Here is a 25,806-nt window from a genome sequence, read left to right on the forward strand (position 1 = left end):
TGTCTTGGCGTGAGTTTTTTATAATATCGCGATCTCTGGCACTGACAAAGTACTCAATCTATCCATCCAAACCACACAAGGGGACAAGGAGGCAGAAAACAGATGGATTATTTTTGCCAAGTGAGCCTAAACTTATCTCTCCTACGCCAAAAGGTGGAGTAAGCGGGAAGCATTAAATATGTTGCTAGGTAGATGCGGCTAATTTCCGTATTTATCAATAATATTAAAGACAATCAAGCGTAATTGGAGCTAAACAAGTTATGGGTTGGTTACAAAGACTGTTTGGTATGGGAAAACCCAAGGACGCTCAGGTTAACCCTCCTGTCCAGGCTGCACCTCAAACGACAGCTCAAGCGCCTGCGAGTACTAACGCCGAAACCATTGCCCCAGAACGTGTTGGTTTAAACGGAGAATACGATCAAAGCGGTCTTGCCAAGCGAGTTGCCTTAGCTTTTGACGAAGATCCCGATCTCGCTGATGAAGAGCGCCTGTGGGTAGCCCAGACTAGCGGGACTATCGTGTTAAAAGGCGAAGTCTCTGACCAAGCGACCCTGAACAAAATGACGAGTATTGCCAGAGGCGTTAATGGTTGCACTGCCGTAGACACCAGTCAAGTGAAAGTGGGTTAAATTTTTCTCTTCATGACCTATCCGAAACGCGGATATAAAAGTTTAATCTGGTTTCTTTCTAGAATGCGTGCAGATGGAACAGATTTTGAATTCATTGCTTAGTAAACGTTTTGGATAGGTTTTAAGTACATCTTCCTAGCTCCCTACGGCAAATTGTGAGTAGGGAGATTTTCTATTTATGACAGGAATTATGTTCTATTCACTTTTGAACCACTTCTTGTCAGGGAGTTAGCCTAGCGGGACGCCATCTACAATACTTACAGCAGATTGCAGGTTTATGAAGTACAGTAACAGCAGTTGGCGAATCAGTATTCGTTGATGCACTGACTTCAGTGTCTCTATTTACTTGCAATCTGCTGTAGCTTCTACTATATACACAGCAGAAAGTGTAAATATTTTCCTGAAAAGATGGTGTAAAATCCCCAAATCACCCATTATATTGATGAAAATCAAGCATTCTTGGAGCTAACGAAACGATGGGTTGGTTACAAAGACTATTTGGAATGGAAAAACCAGCAGAGGCTCAGGTTGACCCTGCGCCTGTAGAAGCGGCACCTGACGGCGGAGAAATTCCTCCAGAGCGTGTTGGTTTAAGCGGAGAATATGACCAAAGTGGTCTTGCCAAGCGGGTCGCCTTAGCTTTTGACCAAGAACCCGATCTCGCTGATGAAGAACGCCTGTGGGTTGCTCAAACTGGGGGCACTGTAGTTTTAAAGGGTGAAGTCTCTGACCAAGCAACTCTTGACAAAATGGTGAGTGTTGCCCAAGGCGTTAGCGGTGCTACTAGCGTTGCAACTGATCAAGTTACTGTTGGTTAAATTGTTCACTTCATTCTGGAAAGAACTTTCAGACAATTGAGTCTGATTCGTCCGTATCACTCTCTACTTGATGTGGTTAGTAGGGAGTTTTTTCTCTAATTTTATAGATTTAGATGACTAGCTTCAATGAATAATGAGACTTAAACGGAGCTGAAAAGCTTACTTTCTTAAAGTGAGTCTTTGTCCCAATAATTTAGATTAGTTATATCTTTTATTAATTTTACTTATATGTATTCTGAATACATCAAATGTTTTCATCAGCGGCTGTATCGGTGTTGGTCAATGCATAAATATTAGCCTATTCAACCTATAGAAATTCTCAATGATACCAGCAATAACTTGAGAAAAGTGTAATGTTAAAATTGATAACGCAGCACAATTATAGCGATTTTCAAATGCCCGAAGTACCGATGTAGGAGCAAACGACCGTTTGTCCCTGCGGTGGTCGGATTTCAGGCAAATGCAATCTGCAATAACTGGTTTTATTCAGTTCTGTCAAGCACGAAAACTCTTAATTTTGTAGAGCAACTTATACCTGATAGTCTGAGCAAATGCTGTAGATATTAGAGTTTTCTGTGCTACAACATTTCATCAAAGTTATAGCAAACTTTGAATTTTTTGGTGTGAGGAGTTAGTGTGAATAAAAATTCTTTAATCAGAGTTTGCGAAGTAGGACTTTTAGGTTTATTAGCTGGGTCTATACATCTAGGTGCCAAGCCTGCGGTTGCCGGGGTGACAGACGTATCAGCCAAGAAGCAGACTGAATCCAAAACAGACCATGAGGCTCATGGCTTGGCAGAAACAGTCGATAACACTAGTAATTTGGGTTCAACTCAAGCTGAACCCATCGGCTTGAGTGAGCAGAATCCGAATCTTGATCTAAGTACAGCCCAAGCGGATGCGAGCTTATTGCGTTCAACTCTGCTGAATCCCGATGAGCTTGAAGTGGCTCCCATCACGATCACCGAGGAGGTACAATCTCCATCATCTGTCACCTCTACCCTCCCTAAGAGTTCCCCTCGACAGGCAGAACCCTCCAAGTCAGCAAAGTCTCTTGCCCAACTCAGTAATGCTCAACCCACCAATGCAGCAGCTACAAAAGAATTAGCACAGAGCAATCCTGAGCCGATGGAGCAAGTGACTCAGGTTTCCCAACTCAGTGATTTACAAGTTACTGATTCAATGGGACAAGTGACCAACGTTTCCCAGTTGAGTGACGTTCGACCTACAGATTGGGCTTATGAAGCGTTGCGATCGCTCGTTGAACGTTATGGTTGTATTGCAGGCTATCCAGACGGGACATTCCGAGGCAACCGTGCCATGACTCGCTATGAATTTGCGGCGGGTTTGAATGCCTGTTTGCAACAAATTGAGAAATTAACTTCTGGCGGCGGTAGTGAATTTGCGACTAAACAAGATTTAGCCACCTTGCAGCGATTAGTGGATGAGTTCCGTCCCGAACTCACGACTCTAGGGTCACGCATTGATCAATTAGAAGGTCGAGTTGCCTTTCTCGAAGATCATCAATTCTCCACTACAACCAAATTAAGTGGTCAGGCCATCATTTCCGCCATTGGTGCTAGCGGGGGTGCGCCGGATGGCGAGGACGGTAACATCATCCTTACCAATCGGGTGCGACTTAACTTAGTCACCAGTTTTACGGGGAAAGATACCTTAATTACTGGTTTGCAAGCTTATAACTTCGGGGGGGGTGTCTTTGGGGGAAATAGCCTGCAAAATACCTTGTTCCCAGGCTCAACCCTTACCTCAGGGATGAGTAAGCTCAGCTTTGAACCCCAATTTCCTGGCTTTGATCCCAAGGACTTATCAATGGTCGGAACCAATAGCGTTAATTTATACAAGCTACTTTACATCTTCCCCCTTGCCAACAAATTTACGGTGTTTGCTGGCACGGCGGCTGAAGTTTCCGATGCCTTTCCCGCCATTACTCCCTTTGCAGATGAGGGACAAGAAGCGATTTCCCGTTTCGCGGGTTACAACCCCGTAGCACGTGTATCGGGTGGGACTTCGGGGACAGGTTTAGCCTCTGCGGCAGGCTTTATTTGGAGCATTTCTGACAAAATCGACCTCAGAGCCTTGTACGGTAGCGTTAATGCTAACCTGCCCGGTGAGGCTTCGGATGTTCTGCCAGGGGTTTCAGGGACTCCCTTGGGTGCGGGTGTATTTAGCGGTAGTAGCGTTGTTGCGATGCAACTCACGGTTAAACCCACCAACGCCATTGACATTGGATTGAACTATGCCCACAGTTACCACGAAATCAACATCTTGGGCACTGGATTAGCTCAATCGGATGCTAATGCTTTGGGCGGAGTCGCTCTCGGCACTCCCGTAAACCTCAACTCATTTGGTGCAACCCTAACTTGGCGGTTAACACCGAAGGTGGCGTTAAGTACCTATGGGGCATACATCTTTGCGAATGATTCCACAGGTGATGTTGATGCCTCGTCTAACTTCAGCAGTTGGATGGTAGGTTTGCACTTTAAGGACTTGTTGAAAGAGGGGAATGCCGCCGGGCTCATTTTTGGACAGCCACTTTACCGGGTCGATGCAGGTGGGTCTGCGGTGCTGGCGGCGGCTGGCGTCAACAGAGCCACTCCCTACCACCTAGAGGCTTATTATCGCTTTCAGGTGAGTAAGAATATCAGCATTACACCGGGTGCTTTTGTGCTGTTCAATCCGGAAGGAAATAGCAACAATGACACCACCGGGGTGGGTGTTATTCGCACTACATTTACGTTCTAATGTTGTGGTAATGGGGAATGGGGAAAACTCAAATGAATCAACAATTCCCCATTACAGAGTCGTAGATAAAGACGAATCGCTAGCCTGTTTTGTCTCATTACAATGACGTGCCAGCCAGTCTAAGATAATTTGATTGACTTGATCTGGACATTCATCGTGGGGACAATGACCCGCATCATCTAATTCCACCAATTCCAAATTCGGGTTGAGGGCAGCAAACTGACGCGCCAAATAAGGGGGAATCATCCGGTCTTGACGCCCCCACATCAGCAGTAAGGGAATGTTTAAGGTCGGCAAAATGGTTTTGACCTTGGGTCCAAATTCCGCAGAGGTCATCCCTTTAAACAGGGCGCTAAACGTAGCCGCTGCCCCCCGATCTTGGGCTGGAACGGCTAAGATTTCCACTAACTCAGCGGTAATAGCGGCGGGGTTCGCGTAGGCACGCCCGACCCACTTCCGCACAAAGGGTGGGCGTCTGACCACATAAAAAAGGCTTTTGATCACGACGGGTGAAACCACAACACTCTTCACGGCTGAGACTACGGGTCGCAACCAAGGGGGAGTCATCTCCTCTTCCAGGGAAAAATCAGGTAAATTAATCAGGGCAATTCCTTTAACCATGTCTGGATGAGCTGCCGCTGCGGCGAGACAAACTAAGGAGCCAATTGAGTTACCCACCAATACCATTGGCTGCCGGATGAAGGTCTGCCAAAACTCATAAACCTGCTCTACCCAGAGATCAATCTTATACTCCACGGATGCCTTCCGGGATGCCCCCCACCCCAGCATATCCAAGGCGTAAACCGTGTGGTGCTGACCAATCACTTCCAAGTTATGACGCCAATGCCCAATGGAGGCTCCAAATCCATGCAACAGCATGATTGGGGCTGTTGATTCACTCAGCGATTGCGGGGATCGGATATAGGTGTAGCGAGTCTGCCAGCCTCGCCAAACCCAGTCTCGCTGATTTCCAACTCGTTGCTGCCAAGGCACAGATGTTGTCACGAAAGCCTCACCTTCAAAAAGGTTTACAATTTCTCTTCCATTTTATGGGGTTTCCCCAGACCTAACCGACTGAAAATGACCCCGTCAGAGTCGTTGAAGTTCCCCAGCCCATTGCCCTAATTGGAAGTTACATGAACAACCTGCACAGAAATATGAGAAGTCTCAGTAAAATGGCAAGTGTAAACGGACGCTACGCTCTATCCTTTTCAATCCACCGATTTTAGAAATTAATCTGACGCCAGTGAATGAAAATAGACGCCAACGCGATTTACCCCCAATTAACGAAAGAATCCGGTTCCCTAACATTCGAGTCATCGATACGGATGGGGGACAACTGGGGATAATCACGCCTCAAGAAGCTTTACGCATCGCCGAGGAAAAAGAGTTGGATCTCGTCTTGGTGAGCGACAAGGCCGATCCGCCGGTCTGTCGCATCATGGACTATGGCAAGTATAAATTTGAGCAGGAGAAAAAAGCCCGCGAGGCCAGGAAAAAGCAGCACACTGCCGATGTCAAAGAAGTCAAGATGCGCTACAAAATTGAGGAGCATGATTACCAAGTGCGCGTCAATCAAGCAGAGCGCTTTCTCAAATCTGGCGATAAGGTCAAAGCCACTATTACCTTCAGAGGTCGAGAAATTCAACACAGTGACTTAGCTGAAGACTTGCTCAAGCGGATGGCGATGGATTTGGAAGAGTTGGCGGAAGTGCAGCAATTACCAAAGCGGGAAGGTCGTAATATGATGATGCTACTTTCTCCTAAAAAATAAAGGATGGTCAGTGGTCAGGGGTCAAGATCAGTGACCAGATACACAACCACAGATCACTGACAAACAACAACTGACTGGCTTGAACCAATGAAACTGCAACCTCGTGCTCGTGTTCAGGGTGACTGGGTACGTAAAGCCCTACAGTGGGTCAACCTTCGTCCCGAAGAAGGTGAGCGAACCTTATTGATGTTCGCGTTCTACACAGCAACCTCTGTGGGGTGGCTTTGGTTTGAGTACAGTGCAGTGGCGCTGTTCCTAGACAAATATGGTGCTGAACGATTGCCGTTGATTTATATCGTCGGTGCGTTTATGGTTTCAGGGCTAGGAGTTTTGTACTCCTGGCTTTCGGGCATTTTGCCGATGCGAAGCGTCTTAGTCACGATCGCCCTGTTGACCAGCGTACCTCTGTTACTGTTTCGCGTGGGCTTGGGACTCGACTATTTCGATGGTGGAATCGCTTTGGGGACGGTTTTTCTGGTGCGGTTGTGGTCTGATGCAGTTGAAGTCCTCAATGACCTCAATTCCCAGGTTGCCGCCAATCAGCTATTTAACATCCGAGAGATTAAGCGTACCTACCCGATCATCTCCAGCGGTTTGTTAGTCGCTGACGTCGTCGCCGGCTTCTCCTTACCCGTCCTGCTGCGTTTCATGGGGCTGTACGATGTGATTATTCTCGCAGCTTTTGCCATGTTGGTAGGGGCGGGAACGTTGTTTTATCTCGGTCAGCGCTATAACCAAGCCTTTCCTGACTTGCCCTCGCGAGATTGGGAAGACGATGAGTCTGAATTTGCGGTTCGCAGCACCAGCGGTCCTCTGCAACGCTACATCATCCCTTTATTTACCTTTTTTATCCTGGCAGAAGCCCTGTACCTCTTAGTCGAATTCCAGTATCTCAGTCAACTAGAGGACAAGCTGCCAGAGACTTCAGACATTGCTGGTTTTTTAGGCTTGTTTGGCGGGATTATTGGGCTATTTGAACTCACCTCCCAATGGTTTGTCTCCAGTCGGGCGATTGATCGCTTAGGCGTCTTTGTTGCCGCCATGCTGTTGCCCGCATCGTTATCAGTTTTAGGATTGCTGATGCTGACCGGTGCATTCGACGTTGTGATTGGGTTGATCCGTCAGGTCATTGCGTTACCTGAACTGATTACTGGGCTGTTTGTCGGTCTGATCTTACTCCGGTTTATCGATGAGTTACTGCGCTATACCTTAATCGCTGGCATTGAACCCGTCCTCTTCCAACCCATACCAGAGAAGATGCGAAATGCTGTTCAGACTTCTGTACAGGGTATTGCCGAACCGATCACAACAGGGATCACAGGTATCAGCATCTTGACCACGATTTGGGTGACCAAAAATCTGTTCCCAGCGATGGAACAATTGCAGAGTCAGGTGTTTATCTTTGCGATTGTTCTGTTCTCGGCAATCTGGTTGTTGAGTGGCTACTTGATGCGATCAAGTTATGTGAGTTTGCTCGTGCAGAGTGCAGAACAAGGGCGTCTAGGTTTTTCCGATGTGGACTTACGGGCATTCAAGCGGGCTGTGGTGGAAGAATTGGAGCAGCCTGGGACGGAAGCCGAGAAACGATCTTGCATTCAACTGTTATCTCAAATCGATCCAGCCACCGTGGGCGAAGTCCTCGCTCCTTTATTGCCTCGCTTGTCTACGGCCTTGCAACGCCAGAGTCTAGAGGCCATGTTAGAGTACCCGAACCCCGATTACCTGGGCGACGTTCAAGTCCTAATTGAGCAAACACCACCCCCAGAAGTCTTAGCCTTGGCACTACGCTATGTCTGGTTGACCCAATCCGAACTCGATATTCGTACTATTAAGCATTACATGCATTCTGGTGTGGAGCCAACGGTACGAGCCACTGCCGCCGCTTTAATTTTGCGCCGGGGAACGCCTGCGGAGAAGGCAGAGGCGACGAATACCTTGCGGCGGATGCTCACCTCTAAACGAGAACAAGAACGGGTGATGGGGACACGGGCGCTAGGCGAGGCAGAATATTTGCAGGCGTTGAGGCTTTATATTCCCAATCTCTTGCAAGATGAGTCGTTGCGGGTGCGTCGGGCTTTGTTGGAGGTGATTGCCGCCACTCACTTGGAGGAGTACTATGGCTCTTTGATGAAAGGACTGTACTATAAATCCACCCGTGAAGCGGCGCGTGGGGCATTGGTGCGCCTGAAGGATGAAGCGATTCCCTTACTCATGGAGTTGGCAGAAGATATCCATAAGCCCGATTTGGTGAGATTACAGGCTTGGATGGCTTTGGGTGAGATGGGCACAGCACAAGCCCTCAATCAGTTAGTGCAACAGTTGATGAGCAGTTGGGGGACAACTCGTCGCAATATTCTCCGGATTCTGCTGAAGATGCCGAAGGACGCTGGGATTGAAGGCGTCCTTGACCAATTGGGGCGCAGCGGGATTGAGATGCTCATTGAGCAAGAATTACTGTTTCTGGGTCAGATTTTTGCCGCTATTCTCGATCTAACGAGTGAGAAAAGCTCTGGAGAGGAGACCGATTTGCTCGTCGGGGCGCTACACAATTTGCAAACGGATTTATTAGAACGCTGTTTCTTGTTGATGAAGTTCTTGTACCCGATTAGTGCGATTCAAGCGGGAGCGTTTAATGTAGCTTCGGAATCACGGTCTAATGTGGCATTGGGGTTAGAAATTTTAGATAATACGCTGGATATTCCCCAAAAAAGAGCGTTTTTGTCCATTTTAGACCGCCGTTCTCCGGAAGAGAAGATGGCTTGTTTGGAGGAATGGGTACCTTATCAACCGATGAGTCCGAGCGATCGCCTCCGCAGGTTGATTGAATTTCGTCATTTTCTGCCCGATTGGTCTTTAGCTTGTTGTTTTCATTTAGCCAGAACCGCTCACTACAGTTTGACGCCGGAAGCTACTCTCGTGTGCTTGCGTCATCCGACCGGTTTTGTCCGAGAAGCGGTTTTAGCCTATTTGAGAGAAGCCTCGCCTCGTGCTTGTCTTGATTTGTTACCCGCTTTGAAAAATGACTCAGATCGTTTAGTGGCTGATCAGGCGCAGCGGATACTTCAAGAGTTGGGTCAAGTGAGCTAAGGCAAGGTGGGGTGCGGGGGTGCAGAGGTGCTGGGGTGCTGGGGAGAAAAATGCGCTCCGGCGAGAAAGGGGGCTATCAATGCGGATTGGGTATTAGAATACCTTTCCAATTGACTGCCTTTTGGCTTCCTTCTTCTGCCTTGTTTAACGTCAAACGGTATATTTTCACAATTATTAGTCTTGAGTCTAGCTGATTACGGTAAACTTGAGCTTTCCCCAGTCATACAGCGCTAATAGTCCATAGCTGACCGCTAATCGATGTTAACCAGCGTTGAGCGTTTATTGTTTATCAGAGCCGTCCCGATTTTTCAGGAACTCCGGGACGATTTTTTAGTGCGTCTTGCTTCGGTGATGGATGAATTATCATTCCCCGCCGATCATACGATTTTCACCCAAGGACAGGAGGGGCGATCGCTTTATATTGTGGTCAAAGGTTTAGTCCGAGTTCACATCGGCGATCGCGATTTAGCACAGCTCAAGGAAGGAGCCTGTTTCGGGGAGATGTCGTTATTCGATGCCGAACCCCGTTCTGCTTCCGTAACGACGATAGAACCCTGTGAATGTCTGATGCTGACGCAGTTACAACTATATGATGCGATCGATGAGACGCCGGGAATTGCGATTAATATTATTCGCCTGCTGTCTCGTCGCATTCGTGAACTGAATAGTAAGGTAAATGCTTACGAGGCGAAAAGTTCGGCACCAGATTTTACGAGGGCGGGAAGCAATTTATCCGGATAAAGGTGATGCAATCTGATCTCTACTCAATGATGCAACATGAAAGATTTATCGTCGTTAGATATACAGCAAGTTCTAGCTAAGACTGTTAACGAGGCACCCAATCTTGACGCTGCACTCAATAGCCTGCTGAATAACATCTGTGAATTTACACGCTGGGATTATGGTGAGGTATGGATGCCTTGCCAAGAAGGCACAATTTTAGAACTATACTCAGCCTTTTACATTACTCCCTACAGAAGCAATGCCCAAATAGATGCCTTAGAAAAGTTTCATATCTGTACAAAAGGATTTACCTTTCCATCTGGTATCGGTTTACCAGGGAGAGTGTGGGCATCCCAACAACCTGAGTGGCTCCCCGATGCCTGTGCTGTATCAGAAGGAGTCTTTTTGCGGAATCAAATTGCCAAAGCGTTTGGCGTAAAAACTGGGTTTGGCATTCCTGTTGTTGGAAGCGATCGCATACTAGCCGTTCTCGTCTTTTTTATGCTAGATACCCATGAAGAAAATCAAGAATTGATAGACTTTTTGGCAACAATCGCCACGCAAATGGGTGGAAAACTAGAAAAATTACTCTAAATCAATATAACCGTATTATCCAAAATATCTTCGTTAAAGCGTCTACTTTTTAACTATTAAGTGATGGCACTGACTAAAATAAAAATAAAAAATGCCCTCTAATCGTTTTGGAGTCAAGGGCTGTGATTAATTCCCCTGATTTTGTTTTATTTGCCCAACACGGATGGGCAGATGACAGTAAAGCGATCGCTTCCCTAGCGCGTTCTCTTGCCACACCAAAAACTTTAATTGTGGCACCAGACTTAGGCTGGATAAAAACCTGGATTAGGATTGACCCCCTGATTCAGAAATTAGAACAACTTTTCCTAGAAACCATTGCCAGATATCCCAAAACACCGATCAGAATTATCGGTCATTCAATGGGTGGCTTAATCTGGCTAGAAGTCCTCAGCCGTCACCCGGAATGGTGGTCGCAGGTACACTCATTAATACTCATTGCGTCTCCCATTGGTGGTGCAGATTTAGCACGAATTTTCGACCCTCTGGGAATCGGCATCGGTATGGCACGCGATTTAGGCATCAATCGTCGGGAGATGGCTGAGTTAATTGCCACAGCTATTCCTATATTGATCATCGCTGGCGATATTGATAATGGCAGCGACGGCACAATTACGATAGAAACGACCAAGTTTTCAGGAGCCAAGAAGTTTATCTGCTTACCCGCTTTATCTCATGCCGTTCTCAAAAATCACCCGGAGGTTGTAGCAACAATTCAGAATTTTTGGAATAACCCACAAATACCTGTAGATGATCGAGGAACCGATTTCAGTACTCGATTAATTCAGCAGTTACGCTTAGTTCCAGGGATAACTGATGCACATCGACGAGATTTCTATCACTCAAGAGTCTATATAAGGTTCCACAACGGAATTACAATTCGTACCTGGAGAAATCCTTTACAAGTGGAGCATGTCTTTATTGGTAACAACGAGGGACAATGCCTCTACGGCGGCTTTGTGGGTTGGCTTCATGCTGATGGCTTACGTAAGACCATTGAGGATATCAAGAAACAGTATCATGACTTGTGTTCAGCCAAAGTTCATTAGTCAGGGGTAATAGAGAATCGGACTTGGAGGCAAGCCGTGTGACCCCAATCTCGGTAAAATCAGGGCATGATCTATCAACCACCACGCCCAAAAATCCCTGAGTGTACCTGGCAGCGTCCCATTGGACTTGGCTGGGACAAACCCTACACTGTCCGCTATGCAAGTAATCTCGACGATGGCCCCTGGCATGGTATGCCCCTTGGGGGGTTTGGGGCGGGTTGCATCGGTCGTTCTCCACGAGGAGACTTTAATTTATGGCACTTGGATGGGGGAGAGCATTCTTTTAAAAGCCTCCCGGCTTGTCAGTTTAGTGTCTTCGAGCAATCCGAGAACGCACCCAAGCAAGCTTATGCTCTGTGTACCGAACCGCCACAGGATGGTACTCTGGGCACGTGGCAATGGTATCCCACATCGCAACAGGCAAAAGGCAATACGGGTACTTATCAGGCGTTATATCCTCAAAGTTGGTTTACCTATGAAAATGTTTTTCAAACCGAACTGACTTGTGAGCAGTTTTCACCCATTTGGGCGGGGTGTTACCAGGAAACCAGTTACCCGGTAGCCGTATTTGAGTGGACGGCACACAACCCTACCGATGCTCCAATTACCCTCAGCATTATGCTGACTTGGCAGAATATCGTGGGCTGGTTTACCAATGCAATCAAAAGCCCACAAGTAAAAGTGCGGGATGATGGTAGTCCGGTGTATGAGTACCAGCCGCGCTGGGGCGAAAGCACGGGAAGTTACAATCAGTGGATTGTGGATAACTTCCGGGTGGGATGCATTTTAGACCGGGTGAGGCTGCATGATAGCGAAGCGGTAGCCGATTTTCGAGGCGCATCTGAGATTCAGGAAGGGGAAGGGCAACTGTGTTTTGCCACAGTCACCAATCCCAGTATGGAAGTGTTTTACCACACTCGCTGGAACCCGGCGGGCAATGGGGCTGAAGTTTGGCAATCCTTCGCCGCCGATGGCAGTTTGAGTGATATGCAGGATGAGACAGCCGCCGCACCGGGAGAACAAATTGCTGCCGCAATCGCCATTCGCTTTACCATCCGTCCTGGCAGAACCCGTAAAATTCCCTTTATCCTCGCTTGGGATTTCCCCGTCACAGAGTTTTCCCCAGGAGTCAATTACTATCGACGCTATACCGATTTCTTCGGTCGCACAGGCAACAACGCCTGGTCAATTGTGCGTACCGCCCTCAAGCACGCTGATTTGTGGAAGGAGAAAATACAATCTTGGCAGGAACCTATCTTAAAGCGTGAGGATTTGCCCCATTGGTTTAAGATGGCTTTGTTTAATGAGCTGTACCTGCTGGCGGATGGGGGGACTCTCTGGACGGCGGCGGATGACCGTGACCCGATTGGTCAGTTTGGTGTGCTTGAATGCTTAGATTATCGCTGGTATGAAAGCCTGGATGTAAGGCTTTATGGTTCCTTTGCTCTAGCAATGCTTTGGCCTCGACTGGATAAAGCTGTACTAGAAGCCTTTGCCCGCGCCATCCCTATCGGTGACAAGACACCGCGAATTATTGGTTATAACCAGGCACAAGCCATCCGGAAAGCCGCCGATGCCACCCCCCACGACTTAGGTGCACCCAACGAGCATCCGTGGGAACAGACGAACTATACTAGCTACCAAGATTGCAATCAGTGGAAAGATTTACCCTGTGATTTTGTCTTGCAGGTTTATCGAGATTTTGTCTTCACGGGGGCGAACGATACAGAATTTTTGTGGGAATGTTGGTCGAGTGTCGTCAAAACGTTAGCTTACCTCAAGACCTTTGACAAAGACGGAGATGGGATTCCGGAAAACTCTGGCGCACCCGATCAAACCTTTGATGACTGGCGGTTGCAAGGTATCAGCGCCTACTGTGGTGGGTTGTGGTTGGCTGCTTTAGAAGCCGCGATCGCTATGGGTGAAATCCTGATCAACCACTATCCTCCCACATCCGAACTCATCGAAGTCCCTGACCCAGAATCCATTCAAGAAACCCTTAAACTCTATCGTCAATGGTTGGAACAATCCCAACCCATTTATCAAGAAAAACTCTGGAATGGTCAATACTATCGCCTGGATAGTGAGAGTGGTTCAGATATCGTGATGACAGACCAACTATGCGGTCAATTTTACGCTCAGTTATTAGGTTTGCCGGATATTGTCCCTCCAGAATGCGTCCAGTCTGCCCTCAAAAGCGTGTATGATTCCTGTTTCTTAAAGTTTCAGGATGCCCAACTAGGAGCAGCCAATGGAGTAAGACCCGATGGTTCACCCGAAAATCCCGATGCAACTCATCCTTTAGAAGTTTGGACAGGCATTAACTTTGGACTGGCAGCATTTTTAGTGCAGCAAGGAATGAAGCAAGAAGCTTTGCAACTTACGGAAGCGGTCGTGCGTCAAGTCTATGAGAATGGACTGCAATTTAGAACGCCGGAAGCGATTACAGCAGCGGGAACTTTCCGCGCTAGTCATTATCTGCGAGCGATGGCTATTTGGGCGGTTTATTTCATGATCAATCAGTAGAAAATTGCTCCTGAGCCTCCTATTTCCCAAGCAGACCCCCATGAACTCTCGTTCACAGCGAAAGAATGAAAATTCTTCACCTTCAGCCTTCAACCTATTTCTAAGATAGGTCTACTCGCAACAGTTGATTTTTTTGTCAGGATATATCAGAAGAAGAAAAAATTCTGAAAACAATGCCAATTCGTACCACTATATGAGTCAGGTGAATCCATTTATTCAGCTTTGCCAGCTTGTGACGACCCAGTTGAGATTGCCCATTGGGCGTGGGTCAAAAACTCTATCGCTAATCATGGCGTTCCTGGGGGCTGCCATCCTGGGGTGGGGAATGCTTCCCCCTGCCGCTTTGGCTCGTACCGAAACCCCAACCCCGACCTCTGCGTCAATTCAGCCTTACTTGGATGGAGTCATCCAACGGATTACTGAGTTTCGTCTCGATAATGGTATCAAATTTATTGTCCTCAAACGTGATAAAGCACCGGTTGTCTCATTTGTCACCTATGCCGATGTTGGGGGGGCGGATGAACCCAATGGGCAAACCGGTGTCGCTCACTTCCTGGAGCATTTAGCCTTTAAAGGCACCACACGTATCGGGACGAAAGACTATCAGGCCGAAAAGCCGTTGTTAGACCAATTAGATCAGTTGTTCAAACAAATTCAAGCGGCAAAAAAGGCAGGTAAACAGGCAGAAGTCGCCCAGTTACAGGCGGAGTTTAGCAAAATTGAAGCAGAAGCGGCTAGCTTGGTCAAGCAGAATGAACTGGGTCAGATTGTTGAGCAGTCTGGGGGTGTGGGATTGAATGCGACGACCTCGGCAGATGCGACGGTTTATTTTTATAGCTTCCCTGCCAATAAGCTAGAGCTATGGATGTCCCTGGAATCGGAGCGATTTCTAGACCCTGTGTTTCGAGAATTTCATAAAGAAAAAGATGTCATTTTAGAGGAGCGTCGTCTGCGAACCGACAACTCTCCCATCGGTAAGATGATTGAAGTATTTCTCGATACCGCCTTTCAGGTGCATCCCTACCGCCGTCCGGTGATTGGCTATGACGAAGACATCCGTAACCTAACCCGTGAGAATGTTCAGCAGTTTTTTGAGACTTACTACGCTCCTAGTCAATTGACGATGGCGGTTGTGGGGGATGTTGACCCGGCAAAAGTAAAAGAATTAGCTCAAGTTTACTTTGGACGCTACAAGGCTCGACCCGCCGCACCGACAGTCAAAGCGGTTGAACCTCCCCAAAAGCAAACGCGGGAAGTGACGTTAGAATTACCCTCCCAACCCTGGTACTTAGAGGGATACCATCGACCGGGTGTCAACCATCCCGATGATGTGATTTATGGAATTATTGGGCGTCTGCTCAGTGATGGACGAACTTCTCGACTGTATAAGTCTCTCGTGGAGCAGAAACAGGTTGCCCTCTCGGCTCAAGGTTTGAGTGGTTTTCCAGGGGATAAACATCCGAATTTGATGTTATTTTATGCCCTGAGTGCGCCGGGACGTACTGTGGATGAGGTAGCCACGGCATTACGAAGCGAAATTGAGCGGCTCAAGACAGAACCCGTTTCAGCACAAGAGTTAGATCGAGTCAAGACTCAGTCTCGTGCTGAATTATTGCGATCGCTCGATTCTAATATGGGCATGGCACGCAGCTTAGTCGAGTACGAAGTCAAAACCGGCGATTGGCGCAATTTATTTCAGGAATTAGAGCAGATTGCCGCCGTTACCCCAGCCGACATTCAGCGAGTGGCGAAGGCAACATTCACCGCAGAAAATCGCACGATTGGACGCCTGTTAACGAAAAAAGATTGAGTGTCATCCATCATCAATCTTCAGTCAGTTGTTGTTAGTTGTTCGTTGACCGATGAGCGATGACCTATCAACAATTCCCAATTCCTAATGACCCATTCTCAATGACTCATTCAAAATCGAACCTTCAAAATCGTAAATCCTTTAGCTGGTTGGGATTACTCCTGGCTACCCTTGTTCTCGTCGTGGTGTCGCGTTTGCCAGCCCTCGCCGCCACCGCCAAGCATTACACTGAGTTAGAATTTGCACCCCTGCCAGAGATTCAGCTCCCCAAGTACACCCGCTATAAGCTGGATAATGGAATGCTGGTGTATCTCATGGAAGACCACGAATTACCCTTAGTTGGGGGTACCGCCCTGATTCGCACCGGCGAACGCCTCGAACCCGCCGACAAAGTGGGCTTAGCTTCCTTGGTGGGGGAAGTGATGCGGACTGGCGGTACCACTGAACATACGGGAGATGAACTGAATCAACTTTTAGAACAACGGGCGGCTTCAGTCGAGACGGGTATTGGTTCAACTTCTGGCAGTGCGAGTTTTAGCGCTTTAAGCGAAGACTTGGATACGGTTTTTGATTTGTTTGCTGAGGTGATTAAAACGCCAGCATTTGCTCAGGAAAAACTGGATTTAGCGAAAAGACAAAGGGCGGGACAAATTGCCCGTCGCAATGATGACCCGAATGGGATTGCGGGTCGTGAATTTCAGAAACTCATTTATGGTAAAGATAGTCCTTACGCCCGCACGGTGGAGTATCAGACGCTCAACCCGATTTCCCGTGAAGATTTGGTGGAATTTTACCAGCAATATGTTCATCCGGAAAATATGATTTTGGGCATTATTGGGGATTTTGATTCTGCCAAAATGCGATCGCGGATTCAGGAAGAATTTGGCACCTGGAAACCCACCTCTAAAGCGCCAAAACTCACGGTGCCCTCTGCCACTCAGGCAAAGCAGGGAGGTGTCTTTTTGGTGAATCAGCCTCAACTCACCCAAAGTTATGTTCAGATAGGGCATATTGGCGGGGAACTCAACAATCCTGATTACCCAGCACTGGATGTGTTAAATCAGGTGATGAATGGCTTTGGTGGACGTTTATTTAATGAAGTGCGATCGCGCCAAGGTCTTTCTTACTCGGTTTATGGTTTTTGGAGTCCCCGTTACGATTTTCCGGGTACGTTTGTTGCTGGAGGACAGACGCGATCGGATGCAACGGTACCCTTTATTCAAGCCGTTCGCGCCGAAATCGAAAAATTCCGCACAACACCCATCACACCAGAAGAACTGGCATCTGCCAAAGATCAGGTTCTCAACTCGTTTGTGTTCAATTTTCAAGACCCCAGCCAAACTCTAGCGCGGCTGATGCGTTATGAATATTACGGCTACCCAGAGGATTTTCTCTTCCGTTATCAACAGGCTGTTAAAACCACAACCATTGAGGATGTGCAGCGTGTTGCCCAAAAATATCTGCAACCCGATAAACTTGTGACGCTAGTTGTGGGTAATGCTCAAGCCATTCAACCCCCTCTCACCAGCCTTTCCACGGATGTAACCTCTGTCGATATCACAATTCCAGAGGCAAAAAGCAGTTAGTCATAGGAACAAAAGCTAGGGATATAAAGGGAATATAAAGAAGTGTGAAGGATGAAGAAATGTGTATTCTTCATCCTTTACTTATTACCTATTGCCGAAATATCAATTGCACTGACGCCCCTGAGAATCACACACTTTAGTCCAACAGCGTTCTAGGAGTTTAACTCTGTAGAGATAGGCAAACAGGCGAGGATCGAGTATAAGCTTTGTTTTAGAACTAAAGACCGGCTGGTTCAGAAATTGCCACAAAGGAAATTTGAGCTTGATGTCTTTTGAAGCCATAAGAGGAAAATCTTAGAGAAGCGTTGTGAGATCTATTCCACCCTCCATCAGATACACCAATCAAGGGCTGGTTAGTTAACCTTGGCACATTGTCTGGTGAATTTCCTTGGTGGGGATTACGGAACATTGGAACAATTTTCTGCCAATCTCAGTAGTTTCCCGGAAGAAGGAGAAGGTTTCACCGTTCGACTTGGCAGTTTGTCAACCCACTTGGTGGGTATTTTATGTAGGAACCCTTAACTCTAACGAGGGATGGAAGCTGCGACAAGAGAGTTATGCGAATCTTAACGAAAACCTCACAAAGCCTAAGGATGAAGTTTTGTTATGGAGTCTAAGCTGGAGACAGGTAAGCGCAGTGGATTACTGGTGGCGGCGGGCATCCTGATTGGTGCAGGTTTGCTTGCAGGATTTGTTGATGGCATTTTATTGCATGAAATCCTCCAGTGGCATCACATGTTTACCAGCATTCGACCCGCGACGAACCTCTCTAATTTGGAAGCCAATACTCTAGCCGATGGTCTTTTTCATTTAGGCACCTGGACATTGAGTGTGATTGGCCTTTTATTGCTTTGGCGTGCTGGTGGACGTAGCGATATAGCCTGGTCGTCCAAAATCTTCGGCGGGTCTTTACTGCTGGGTGCAGGGTTATTTGACTTTATAGAAGGTCTCATCGATCACCAAATTCTAGGAATTCATCACGTTAAACCCGGCCCCAATCAGTTAGCGTGGGATATCGGCTTTCTGACTTTAGGTGCCATCCTCGCCCTAGTGGGCTGGGTTCTCTTGCGAAGCGGACAAAAGGAAAATTCCAGCCAAGCTTAAAACTAAGCTATTTCATATCTAATTGGCATACAGTAAGAAACCAGGATACTGTCCACATTCGAGTTTACCATTTTGGCTTTTGGCTTTTGCCTTTTAACTGGTTTAGCCACGAGAGCGTTCAAGTAAAATCATCATTAATAAACTTAACAAAACCTGCATTTCTTCCTGCTCACTGAGTTGATTAAGTTGTTTAATCGTAAACTTTCGGGAGAAGAAAGAAGGCTGCTTTTCCAAGCTCATCACAATCGTGCCATCTGAACGCATCACCACAAAAGCGGGATTGAAGACATACCCACTGAATAAACCAATAATGGGAATCTCACTAAATAATCCATCCATGACTTTAACCCATGGATTTTTTTCCCGAATGGTCATGACAACCGTGGCACCATCAAAAATGTCGTATTGCGCTTTCCAAAGCGATCTTAACCCTCGTCGTTTCACCGAACCTAAAGGGACACCACTCGATGAGGTGAAGTTGTAACTAGCCGAAAAATCGATGATGCGATCAGCCTTGATAGAGTACAAGGGATTGTTTTGCTGAGCATCACCAAAGACAGTAATAGATTCCTTGAGTTTGAAGAGCTTCTGCTTAACATAGAAGACAAGGCTACCATGAGCGTCAGTCACAGACAATTGGGGTGACAAAGCCCAAAATTTGAATTGGAGCTCTAGGGGATAGTGCATGAATTACGCCAAGGAGTAGGTAAAGGAGGAAGGCAGCGGAAAAAATAGCAGTTATTCTAGCCAGGTTACCGTCTTGCTAGAAGAGCCAACAACCTTAAGATAGAAATTTTAAAAAAGCCTACCCACCCTAACATTCATGCAAGGGAGAATCTCAAACTGTTCATCTTGCTTTGTGGCAAGAAGCTCCCGCTTATACCCATAACCTTTGGCGTTGAGGTTCAGTGTTCATGACAAGCTCCTGTTAGAGTTCGTTAGAACTTAATGGGAGAATTAGCGCCTGTGTTTGCGCCATTTGAGGTGGTATTAGCCCCTGTATTGGCGGCATTAGGATTGGTATTAGCGCCTGTGTTGGCGGCATTAGGATTGGTATTAGCCCCTGTATTGGCAGCATTAGGATTGGTATTAGCCCCTGTATTGGCAGCATTAGGATTGGTATTAGCCCCTGTATTGGCAGCATTAGGATTGGTATTAGCCCCTGTATTGGCAGCGTTGGGATTGGTATTAGCCCCTGTGTTCCTAGCATTAGGGTTGGTATCCTCACCGGGGGTACCCGTGAAAGTAAAGACTTGGCGATTGGGGGTGGTGTTATCAGTAGGAGTAGCAGCACTATTTGGAGTTGAATTGGTTGCCCTATTTGTGCTACCAGAGCCATCATCAGCTCTACACAAATTTTCTAAATTGAGGGTAACACCTCGTTGAGTTCGCATATAACAAAAAGGGCTGCCCGTGCCAGAATTTCGCACAGTAGGATAGCCCGATGTTTCAGACAAAGGACGGCTAAAGACAACCTGAGGAAGAGATACAATTACGGCAGCAGTAGACAGAGCCGCGCCCAACTTAAGGAGTTTTAACATAGATTTAGCAAGGATATTTTAAAAGGCTACCCTCCACCCTAAAAACCCCCGTTCATAAGAACCTATCGCTGGAGGAAGATTCAGCACTCAGCAAAAGGTAGAACTTTGAAAAAGGCTTAACGGCTTATTTTATTTATAAAGAGCATCACCCGTTGTAGGGTCAAAAACAAACAACTGCTCAAGGTCGAATTGGATGCTAACGCGATGGTCGCTACGCGAACCGCCGAAGGCATCGCCCGGACATCCACGCCAATCTGAAGGAGCCAGAACATCCAAAAGCACCTCCGACTCCGGCAGACACCCACGCACTAACGTCTCCCGTCCCAACGGTTCAACCACCTTCACTTCCATCCTCAACTCCCCTGTCCTGTCTGCGTCCTCTTGCTTGGAGTGGTTCGTTAACGTTACATATTCCGGGCGAATCCCCAAATCTACAAGTTGCCCTGGAACCCATTGCAACCTAATCTGAAGCTCACTGGGACAAGGCAAAAACTGCCCCCCTACCTGAAAACCCTCACCCGTATAAGTGCCGCGAAAAACATTCATCGGAGGATTACCCAAAAACGTCGCCACCATGCGATTGGCGGGTTGAGCATAAATCCCTTGCGGGTCACCGATTTGTTGAATCCGACCCCGATCAAGGACTACAATCTGGTCAGCTAAGGTCATCGCCTCCACCTGATCGTGAGTCACATAAATCGTGGTGATGCCCAATCGTTGATGTAACTGCTTTAATTCTGATCGGGTATCATCCCGTAACTGAGCATCTAGATTCGACAGTGGTTCATCCAACAGAAAAACTTTGGGTTCCCGTGCGATCGCTCTCCCCAGTGCCACTCGCTGCTGTTGCCCCCCAGACAACTGCTTCGGTTTACGATCCAACAGATGGGAAATATCAAGCGATCGCGCCACCCTCTCCACCTGTTTCTCAATCGTTGCCCTGTCCGCTTTCCGCATCCGTAATCCGAACGAAAGATTTTCCTGCACCGTCATGTGCGGGTAAAGAGCATAGTTCTGAAACACCATCGCCACATCCCGCTGCCGTGCTGGGACATGATTAACTAAAACATCGTCAATAAATAGATTGCCATCACTCATTGATTCCAAACCAGCGATCATGCGTAAAATTGTGGATTTACCGCAACCGGATGGCCCCACTAACACCCACAATTGCCCATCCGGCACCTCAAAGGTAACGTCCTCAATCGCCGTAATTTGGTCAAATTGGCGGGTAATCCCTTCTAATCGAACATTTGCCATAGGTTACAGAGATTAAAGCAATTAGTGAGCTAATTGAGCAACGCAGATAGGGGAACCACTGATCGCGGAAACTGACTTTTTAACGCCGGCAATACAGGACAAGGCTTTTTCGCCTGCAAGTTATCGGATGCATGACCACTAAATGTATTCCACCGAAACGGCCCCTTATCTGCCGCAGACATCCACAGCAAGCGTTTAGCTCTTGTCATAGCAACATAGAGGAGACGATACTCCTCCGCCGTCTTGAGGTGTCCCGCCTGATCCCATGCCTCCATCGCCATGGGTAAGGGTTTGTGATGAAGACTGGCGCGAATTTGGGCGCGGGCGACTTCAGCAAGGGTAAAATCTCCCAAAAATTGCGCCGCCGTCGGTACCCAAGGACTACCGGGAAGTGTGTCTTCATGCAAAAAAGGCAGAAAGACATAATCCCAATCCAGCCCCTTGGCTTTATGCATGGTAATCACCGTGAGTTGTCCCGCACGCAGATAGCGAGAGTCCGCGTCTTCGGTTTCTACCGGTTCAAAGCGTTCCGAACTGACAATTTCACTCAAGGCTTCCAGGGTAGAATTCATGGAACTATTCCCATGAGTCTGTTTGGCAATGCGTTCGGTTAATTTATCCGCTGTGGCGAGATCGGATTGGTCGTAGTTTAAGGTGAGAGCGAGGAAGGAAATGAGTTGATGGTGGGGGAGTTCTAAACGGGCGCGTAGCAGATTGGCGCAGTATTTCCGGGCTTGTTTGACTGAGGTTGTCTGTTGGGGGTCGAGGGGGCCTGGGTAGAGGAATTGTTCGGGGAAGGTGGCGAGGGCGTTGAGGTCTTGGGTGGGGATGAGTTGGCGCTTGACGAGGACTTCTAAGGCGCTTTTCAGGTAGTCGGGGGAATGGGGGCGATCAAGGAATTGTAGGATGGCTAGGATTTCGGAGGGGACATGGGAATGGCGATCGCTTCCTGCCACATCATAAACTTCTATCCCATGGTTGCGCTTGAGATATTCCAGCTTCTGAGCCACAAACGTCCCCTGTCGATTTTCCCGCACTAACACGGCGGCGCTATGAGTGGGGTTTTGTGTCAATAACTCAACCACTCGCTCTCCAATCAGTTCGACCGTGTGGTAAATGTCACGAGGGGTGTAAATTTCCAAGCCTCGCCCCACAGGATTAGGATTGGCATCTTTTTGGGGGTCACCCGCATTAACCGGACGAATCATTTGCGGGCGAAAGGCTTGCTCAGCACCGGTCAGTTGGGAGCGATTCACCCAGTTTAAGACATAGTTAGCGGCATCGATGATGATGCGGGTACTGCGACCGGCCTGATCCATGGTTGCCAGTCGATCCGTGATTTGGCAAGCTTCGCAGAACTGATTGAAATAAACCGGATCAGCGGGGGTAAAGGTAGAGTTAATCGCTTGATTGGGGTCGCCCACCCGAATTAAATTCAGCGGTAAATTTGGGGAATTGGGGTTAGCGGCGAGGGTTTCTAAGAGTTTGAATTGTAGGGGGGTGGAATCTTGTGCTTCGTCTTCAAAGACGGCAAAGAATTGGTTTTGCCACAGTTTACGAATGGCGTCATTTTCCAACACCCGGAGTGCGGCGAGAATCATGTCATCGTAGTCGATGAAGTTCCGCGATCGCGAGACGTTTTGATATTGTTCGTATAAGCCTGCAGCGATCGCTAAAATTTCATACTCATCCGGTGTCTGTTGCGATAATCGCCACAAATCTTCTGGCAATAAACCAGAGCTTTTGGCTTCATGAATTACAATTTGGGCAATACTGGGTAACACTTCAGTTTTTAACACCGACTGTCGCCGCAAGCGTTCCGTTTCTTCCCCATCAAACTGACGCCCTTCTAGCAACATTGAATAACGGCGCGAGTTGTTGGCAATCCACTGTTCCACACAAGCCCGGATTAAACGATGACTTTGATTCGGCGTCACCAAGGTGGCACTTTCTAAATTGAGTCCGGATAAGTCTGGATGACGGGTGGCAATGTTCAGCGCTAAACCGTGCAAAGTATAGACAACAAAGCTATTTTGTGGTAAACGAAGGTCTTTGAGATTTTCCCGGATTTTGCCTTTAATACTCGCGGCAGCGGAACGGGTGAACGTGACAACGACGAGTTGGCGTTTTCCGTGGAGTTGAAAACGTGCGATCGCCAAAGCGGCAGCGACTGCCATCCCTGTAGACTTCCCGGCACCGGGTACAGCGGAAACGGCAAGTTGTCCCCCTTGCCAATCTGCCATGCTTTGTTGTCCCAGTCTGAGACTATTGCGGAGGCGCTGCAAGGTTTGCTCCCGCAAGGCAGCTAGAGGCTGAGTCAGGGTTGTCTGGTTTTGGGGTTCATCCGGTCCCATCAGGCGTTGTCATCATTGCGACCTATCAGCTTCAGTTTAGCGTGGTATCGTTTCATAGCTTAGGTTGCAAAAGCTGATTCCAGTGAGTACTCGAAGGTTCGTCAGTAACACTTGTCCATACCCATATATAAATCAGCTCAGCTCTGGCTTGACAATCAAAATTCACTGCTCACTGCTCACTGTTTGACTCTCCCTCCAAAATTCCCATCAAGACTCTGACTAAACTATCTAAATCATCCGGGACTTTAAACAAGTTGATATCTTGAGTAATTTGTTGAGAGTTGCGATCAAGCTTACCAAATCGCCAAACATCACCCATCGTTACTGCCCCATAAAACACATTTTGTTCCTCAATATAGGATAGGGCAATTAACTCGACAGATAACTGAGTAAATCCTCTGGTGAGGTCATCGTTTTTGGCTTCAATAACTAGCAAATTATTGGTTGATCGCAAGAGATAATCAAGATTGCCTTTGAGCCAGTTGTTGACATTTAAAGGATACTCAATCCGCATTTTGCATTGGCAATAAATAACGACTTCCAGCAGGATTGGTGATACCAGTGTTTCCCTTCTGGCAGTTTCATTGCTGAGACTAATAAAAGGTAAAAAAGCTCTGATTTTTTGCTTGAGTTCTGGCAGGTGGTCTAGTTGTCGAGTTGTTCTAGGTAGAGATAACTCGGCTCTTTCCAGTGAATAATTAAACTCAGCTAAAATATCATCAGCTTCATAGGGTAACTCAAAGTAAGACCGAAAAGTGTAAGATTGACCTTCTTGCAGGATTTTGATTTTAGCCATAGCGCGTTCATCGTTGCTCCTGTTGTTAGGAGGTGAACCCCTTTGATTGAGAAAAGGAATTTACGATTCATTATAGATTGGCTGATAGTTACGTTGACTTGAAGGAGCGATCGCTCCGCTCCCTCTTAAGGAAGGACGTGAGTAATGGGAGGCGCGACAGGAGCAATAATTTTTAAACTTCGTGCATAAAAAAGCTAGAAAAAGGTGACAACTACTACAGCTAGATATACAGATCAGGGTACAACCTTAAGCACAGGAACAGAGGCGATCACGAAGTCGTACTGCTCGTCTACTCGTCTAACTCAACTGAAAAAATATTCAAAGCCGTTGGAAACGAAATTAAAATGCCTACCAATGAGATAAGTACTCAAGGACACTTCGAGCAAGGTAATACCCTGGCTAGCCAAGGTGATTATCAAGGAGCACTAGAGGAATACAACCAGGCACTGCAACTCGACCCTAATTTTGCTTACGCCTACCGTATGCGAAGTTTTATCCGTCACGCCCTAGGAGATTATCAGGAGGCACTAGAGGATTGTAATATGCTTTTTCAACTCAATTGCCCCCTCGGCGAAGCTGACGCCTACTACAACCGAAGTCTTATCCGTCATGCAGTAGGAGATTATCAGGGGGCACTGGAGGATTGTAATAGGGCATTGCAATTCCTTTGCCAGTGGCATGACACCCTCCTTGAGAACATCATTCAACCTGTTGCTGATTTCATCGCTGACACCCTCATTCGAGGTCTTATTGCTTTAGGAGAAACTCAGGAGGTGGTTGAGGACTTGGACGAAAGGTGGCATCGCCCTTGCGATAAACCTAACGCTTATTTCAGACGAGGTGCTATTCGCTCTTGCGCTGGTGACTATCAGGGAGCACTTGGAGATTTCACTGAGACGATCCGTCTCAAACCCAATGCCAATAATTACTACAACCGAGGTGTTACCCACTATCAGATGGGCAATTATCAGGAGGCGATCGCAGATTTAACCCAAACATTGCAGCTCAAGCCCAACTTTGTTGCTGCCTACTATAACCGAGGGAACGCTAAGTACGATCTAGGAGACGAGGCAGGAGCATTTCAGGACTACAATCAAGCACAAGCGATCGCGCCTAATTCTGATATCAATTCCAAGGATGAACATGGTTACTACGGACGTGCTCTTGCCCGTTCCCGAATGGGAGATAATCTGGGAGCGCTGGAAGATTTAAACAAAGCAGCAACATTGTGCTCTGAGCATAGAAATACAGCTCTCCATCAACGAGTACAGGAGATGATCAGAACGCTTTCGGATTAGGTGAAATCGCTATCCATGCGTCCATAGCTTGCGACTCAGCAACGGTTTGTAGTGCTGCAAACGGATGAAAAAACGCGATTGCACTAAATTCGGATAT

The 25,806-nt window shown here is 47.4% G+C and carries 19 protein-coding genes; 13 read left to right on the forward strand and 6 right to left on the reverse strand.

The window, feature by feature from the left end:
- The first annotated feature begins 260 nt into the window (after nt 1-260).
- The 3 genes from MIC7113_RS03110 to MIC7113_RS03120 all read left to right on the forward strand — a co-directional run bounded on the left by MIC7113_RS03110 (nt 261) and on the right by MIC7113_RS03120 (nt 4,210).
- Nucleotides 261-629 (forward strand): BON domain-containing protein, encoded by a 369-nt coding sequence (locus MIC7113_RS03110; protein WP_015180718.1) that lies wholly within the window; start codon nt 261-263, stop codon nt 627-629.
- Between the two features lie 476 nt (nt 630-1,105).
- Complete coding sequence (locus MIC7113_RS03115) at nt 1,106-1,447, forward strand: BON domain-containing protein (RefSeq protein WP_015180719.1); 342 nt, start codon at nt 1,106-1,108, stop codon at nt 1,445-1,447.
- A 636-nt stretch (nt 1,448-2,083) separates the two neighbouring features.
- Nucleotides 2,084-4,210: an iron uptake porin gene (locus tag MIC7113_RS03120; RefSeq protein WP_015180720.1), complete on the forward strand. Its 2,127-nt coding sequence runs from the start codon at nt 2,084-2,086 to the stop codon at nt 4,208-4,210.
- A 51-nt stretch (nt 4,211-4,261) separates the two neighbouring features.
- Here the strand turns inward: MIC7113_RS03120 and MIC7113_RS03125 are convergent, their stop codons facing one another.
- Nucleotides 4,262-5,215, reverse strand: a complete 954-nt coding sequence (locus MIC7113_RS03125) for an alpha/beta fold hydrolase (RefSeq protein WP_015180722.1) — start codon at nt 5,213-5,215, stop codon at nt 4,262-4,264.
- A gap of 232 nt (nt 5,216-5,447) precedes the next feature.
- Between MIC7113_RS03125 and infC the strand changes: the two genes are divergently transcribed.
- From infC to MIC7113_RS03170, 9 genes are all read left to right on the forward strand, one after another.
- On the forward strand, nt 5,448-5,984 hold the full coding sequence (gene infC, locus MIC7113_RS03130; RefSeq protein WP_041779871.1) for a translation initiation factor IF-3: 537 nt from the start codon (nt 5,448-5,450) through the stop codon (nt 5,982-5,984).
- An 87-nt stretch (nt 5,985-6,071) separates the two neighbouring features.
- On the forward strand, nt 6,072-9,071 hold the full coding sequence (locus MIC7113_RS03135; RefSeq protein ID WP_015180724.1) for a HEAT repeat domain-containing protein: 3,000 nt from the start codon (nt 6,072-6,074) through the stop codon (nt 9,069-9,071).
- Between the two features lie 258 nt (nt 9,072-9,329).
- Nucleotides 9,330-9,812: a Crp/Fnr family transcriptional regulator gene (locus MIC7113_RS03140; protein ID WP_015180725.1), complete on the forward strand. Its 483-nt coding sequence runs from the start codon at nt 9,330-9,332 to the stop codon at nt 9,810-9,812.
- 36 nt (nt 9,813-9,848) lie between these two features.
- Complete coding sequence (locus MIC7113_RS03145; protein ID WP_015180726.1) at nt 9,849-10,388, forward strand: GAF domain-containing protein; 540 nt, start codon at nt 9,849-9,851, stop codon at nt 10,386-10,388.
- A gap of 122 nt (nt 10,389-10,510) precedes the next feature.
- Nucleotides 10,511-11,434: an alpha/beta hydrolase gene (locus tag MIC7113_RS03150; protein WP_015180727.1), complete on the forward strand. Its 924-nt coding sequence runs from the start codon at nt 10,511-10,513 to the stop codon at nt 11,432-11,434.
- Between the two features lie 66 nt (nt 11,435-11,500).
- A complete protein-coding gene (locus MIC7113_RS03155) occupies nt 11,501-13,960 on the forward strand; it encodes a GH116 family glycosyl hydrolase (RefSeq protein WP_015180728.1) in 2,460 nt (819 codons plus the stop codon).
- Nucleotides 13,961-14,249: 289 nt separating this feature from the next.
- Complete coding sequence (locus MIC7113_RS03160; protein ID WP_315889679.1) at nt 14,250-15,770, forward strand: M16 family metallopeptidase; 1,521 nt, start codon at nt 14,250-14,252, stop codon at nt 15,768-15,770.
- A gap of 101 nt (nt 15,771-15,871) precedes the next feature.
- The gene (locus tag MIC7113_RS03165; protein ID WP_041780400.1) at nt 15,872-17,356 is read left to right on the forward strand and encodes a M16 family metallopeptidase; all 1,485 of its coding nucleotides are present in this window, start codon (nt 15,872-15,874) and stop codon (nt 17,354-17,356) included.
- Between the two features lie 606 nt (nt 17,357-17,962).
- The gene (locus MIC7113_RS03170; protein ID WP_015180732.1) at nt 17,963-18,460 is read left to right on the forward strand and encodes a DUF2243 domain-containing protein; all 498 of its coding nucleotides are present in this window, start codon (nt 17,963-17,965) and stop codon (nt 18,458-18,460) included.
- A gap of 102 nt (nt 18,461-18,562) precedes the next feature.
- On the opposite strand, the gene MIC7113_RS03175 is transcribed toward MIC7113_RS03170, so the two are convergent.
- The 5 genes from MIC7113_RS03175 to MIC7113_RS03195 all read right to left on the reverse strand — a co-directional run bounded on the left by MIC7113_RS03175 (nt 18,563) and on the right by MIC7113_RS03195 (nt 24,411).
- Nucleotides 18,563-19,147: a hypothetical protein gene (locus tag MIC7113_RS03175; RefSeq protein WP_015180733.1), complete on the reverse strand. Its 585-nt coding sequence runs from the start codon at nt 19,145-19,147 to the stop codon at nt 18,563-18,565.
- A gap of 251 nt (nt 19,148-19,398) precedes the next feature.
- Complete coding sequence (locus tag MIC7113_RS03180; protein WP_015180734.1) at nt 19,399-20,001, reverse strand: hypothetical protein; 603 nt, start codon at nt 19,999-20,001, stop codon at nt 19,399-19,401.
- Between the two features lie 129 nt (nt 20,002-20,130).
- A complete protein-coding gene (locus MIC7113_RS03185) occupies nt 20,131-21,261 on the reverse strand; it encodes an ABC transporter ATP-binding protein (protein WP_015180735.1) in 1,131 nt (376 codons plus the stop codon).
- A 29-nt stretch (nt 21,262-21,290) separates the two neighbouring features.
- The gene (locus tag MIC7113_RS03190; protein ID WP_015180736.1) at nt 21,291-23,615 is read right to left on the reverse strand and encodes an ATP-dependent helicase; all 2,325 of its coding nucleotides are present in this window, start codon (nt 23,613-23,615) and stop codon (nt 21,291-21,293) included.
- 169 nt (nt 23,616-23,784) lie between these two features.
- Nucleotides 23,785-24,411 carry a hypothetical protein gene (locus MIC7113_RS03195; protein ID WP_015180737.1) on the reverse strand — a complete coding sequence of 209 codons (627 nt, stop codon included), beginning with the start codon at nt 24,409-24,411 and terminating at the stop codon, nt 23,785-23,787.
- 344 nt (nt 24,412-24,755) lie between these two features.
- Here MIC7113_RS03195 and MIC7113_RS32995 point away from each other — a divergent pair, with 344 nt between their 5' ends.
- Nucleotides 24,756-25,709, forward strand: a complete 954-nt coding sequence (locus tag MIC7113_RS32995; protein WP_015180738.1) for a tetratricopeptide repeat protein — start codon at nt 24,756-24,758, stop codon at nt 25,707-25,709.
- Nucleotides 25,710-25,806 lie beyond the last annotated feature (97 nt).

The sequence above is a fragment of the Allocoleopsis franciscana PCC 7113 genome (genome assembly GCF_000317515.1).
GTDB classification, from domain to species: domain Bacteria; phylum Cyanobacteriota; class Cyanobacteriia; order Cyanobacteriales; family Coleofasciculaceae; genus Allocoleopsis; species Allocoleopsis franciscana.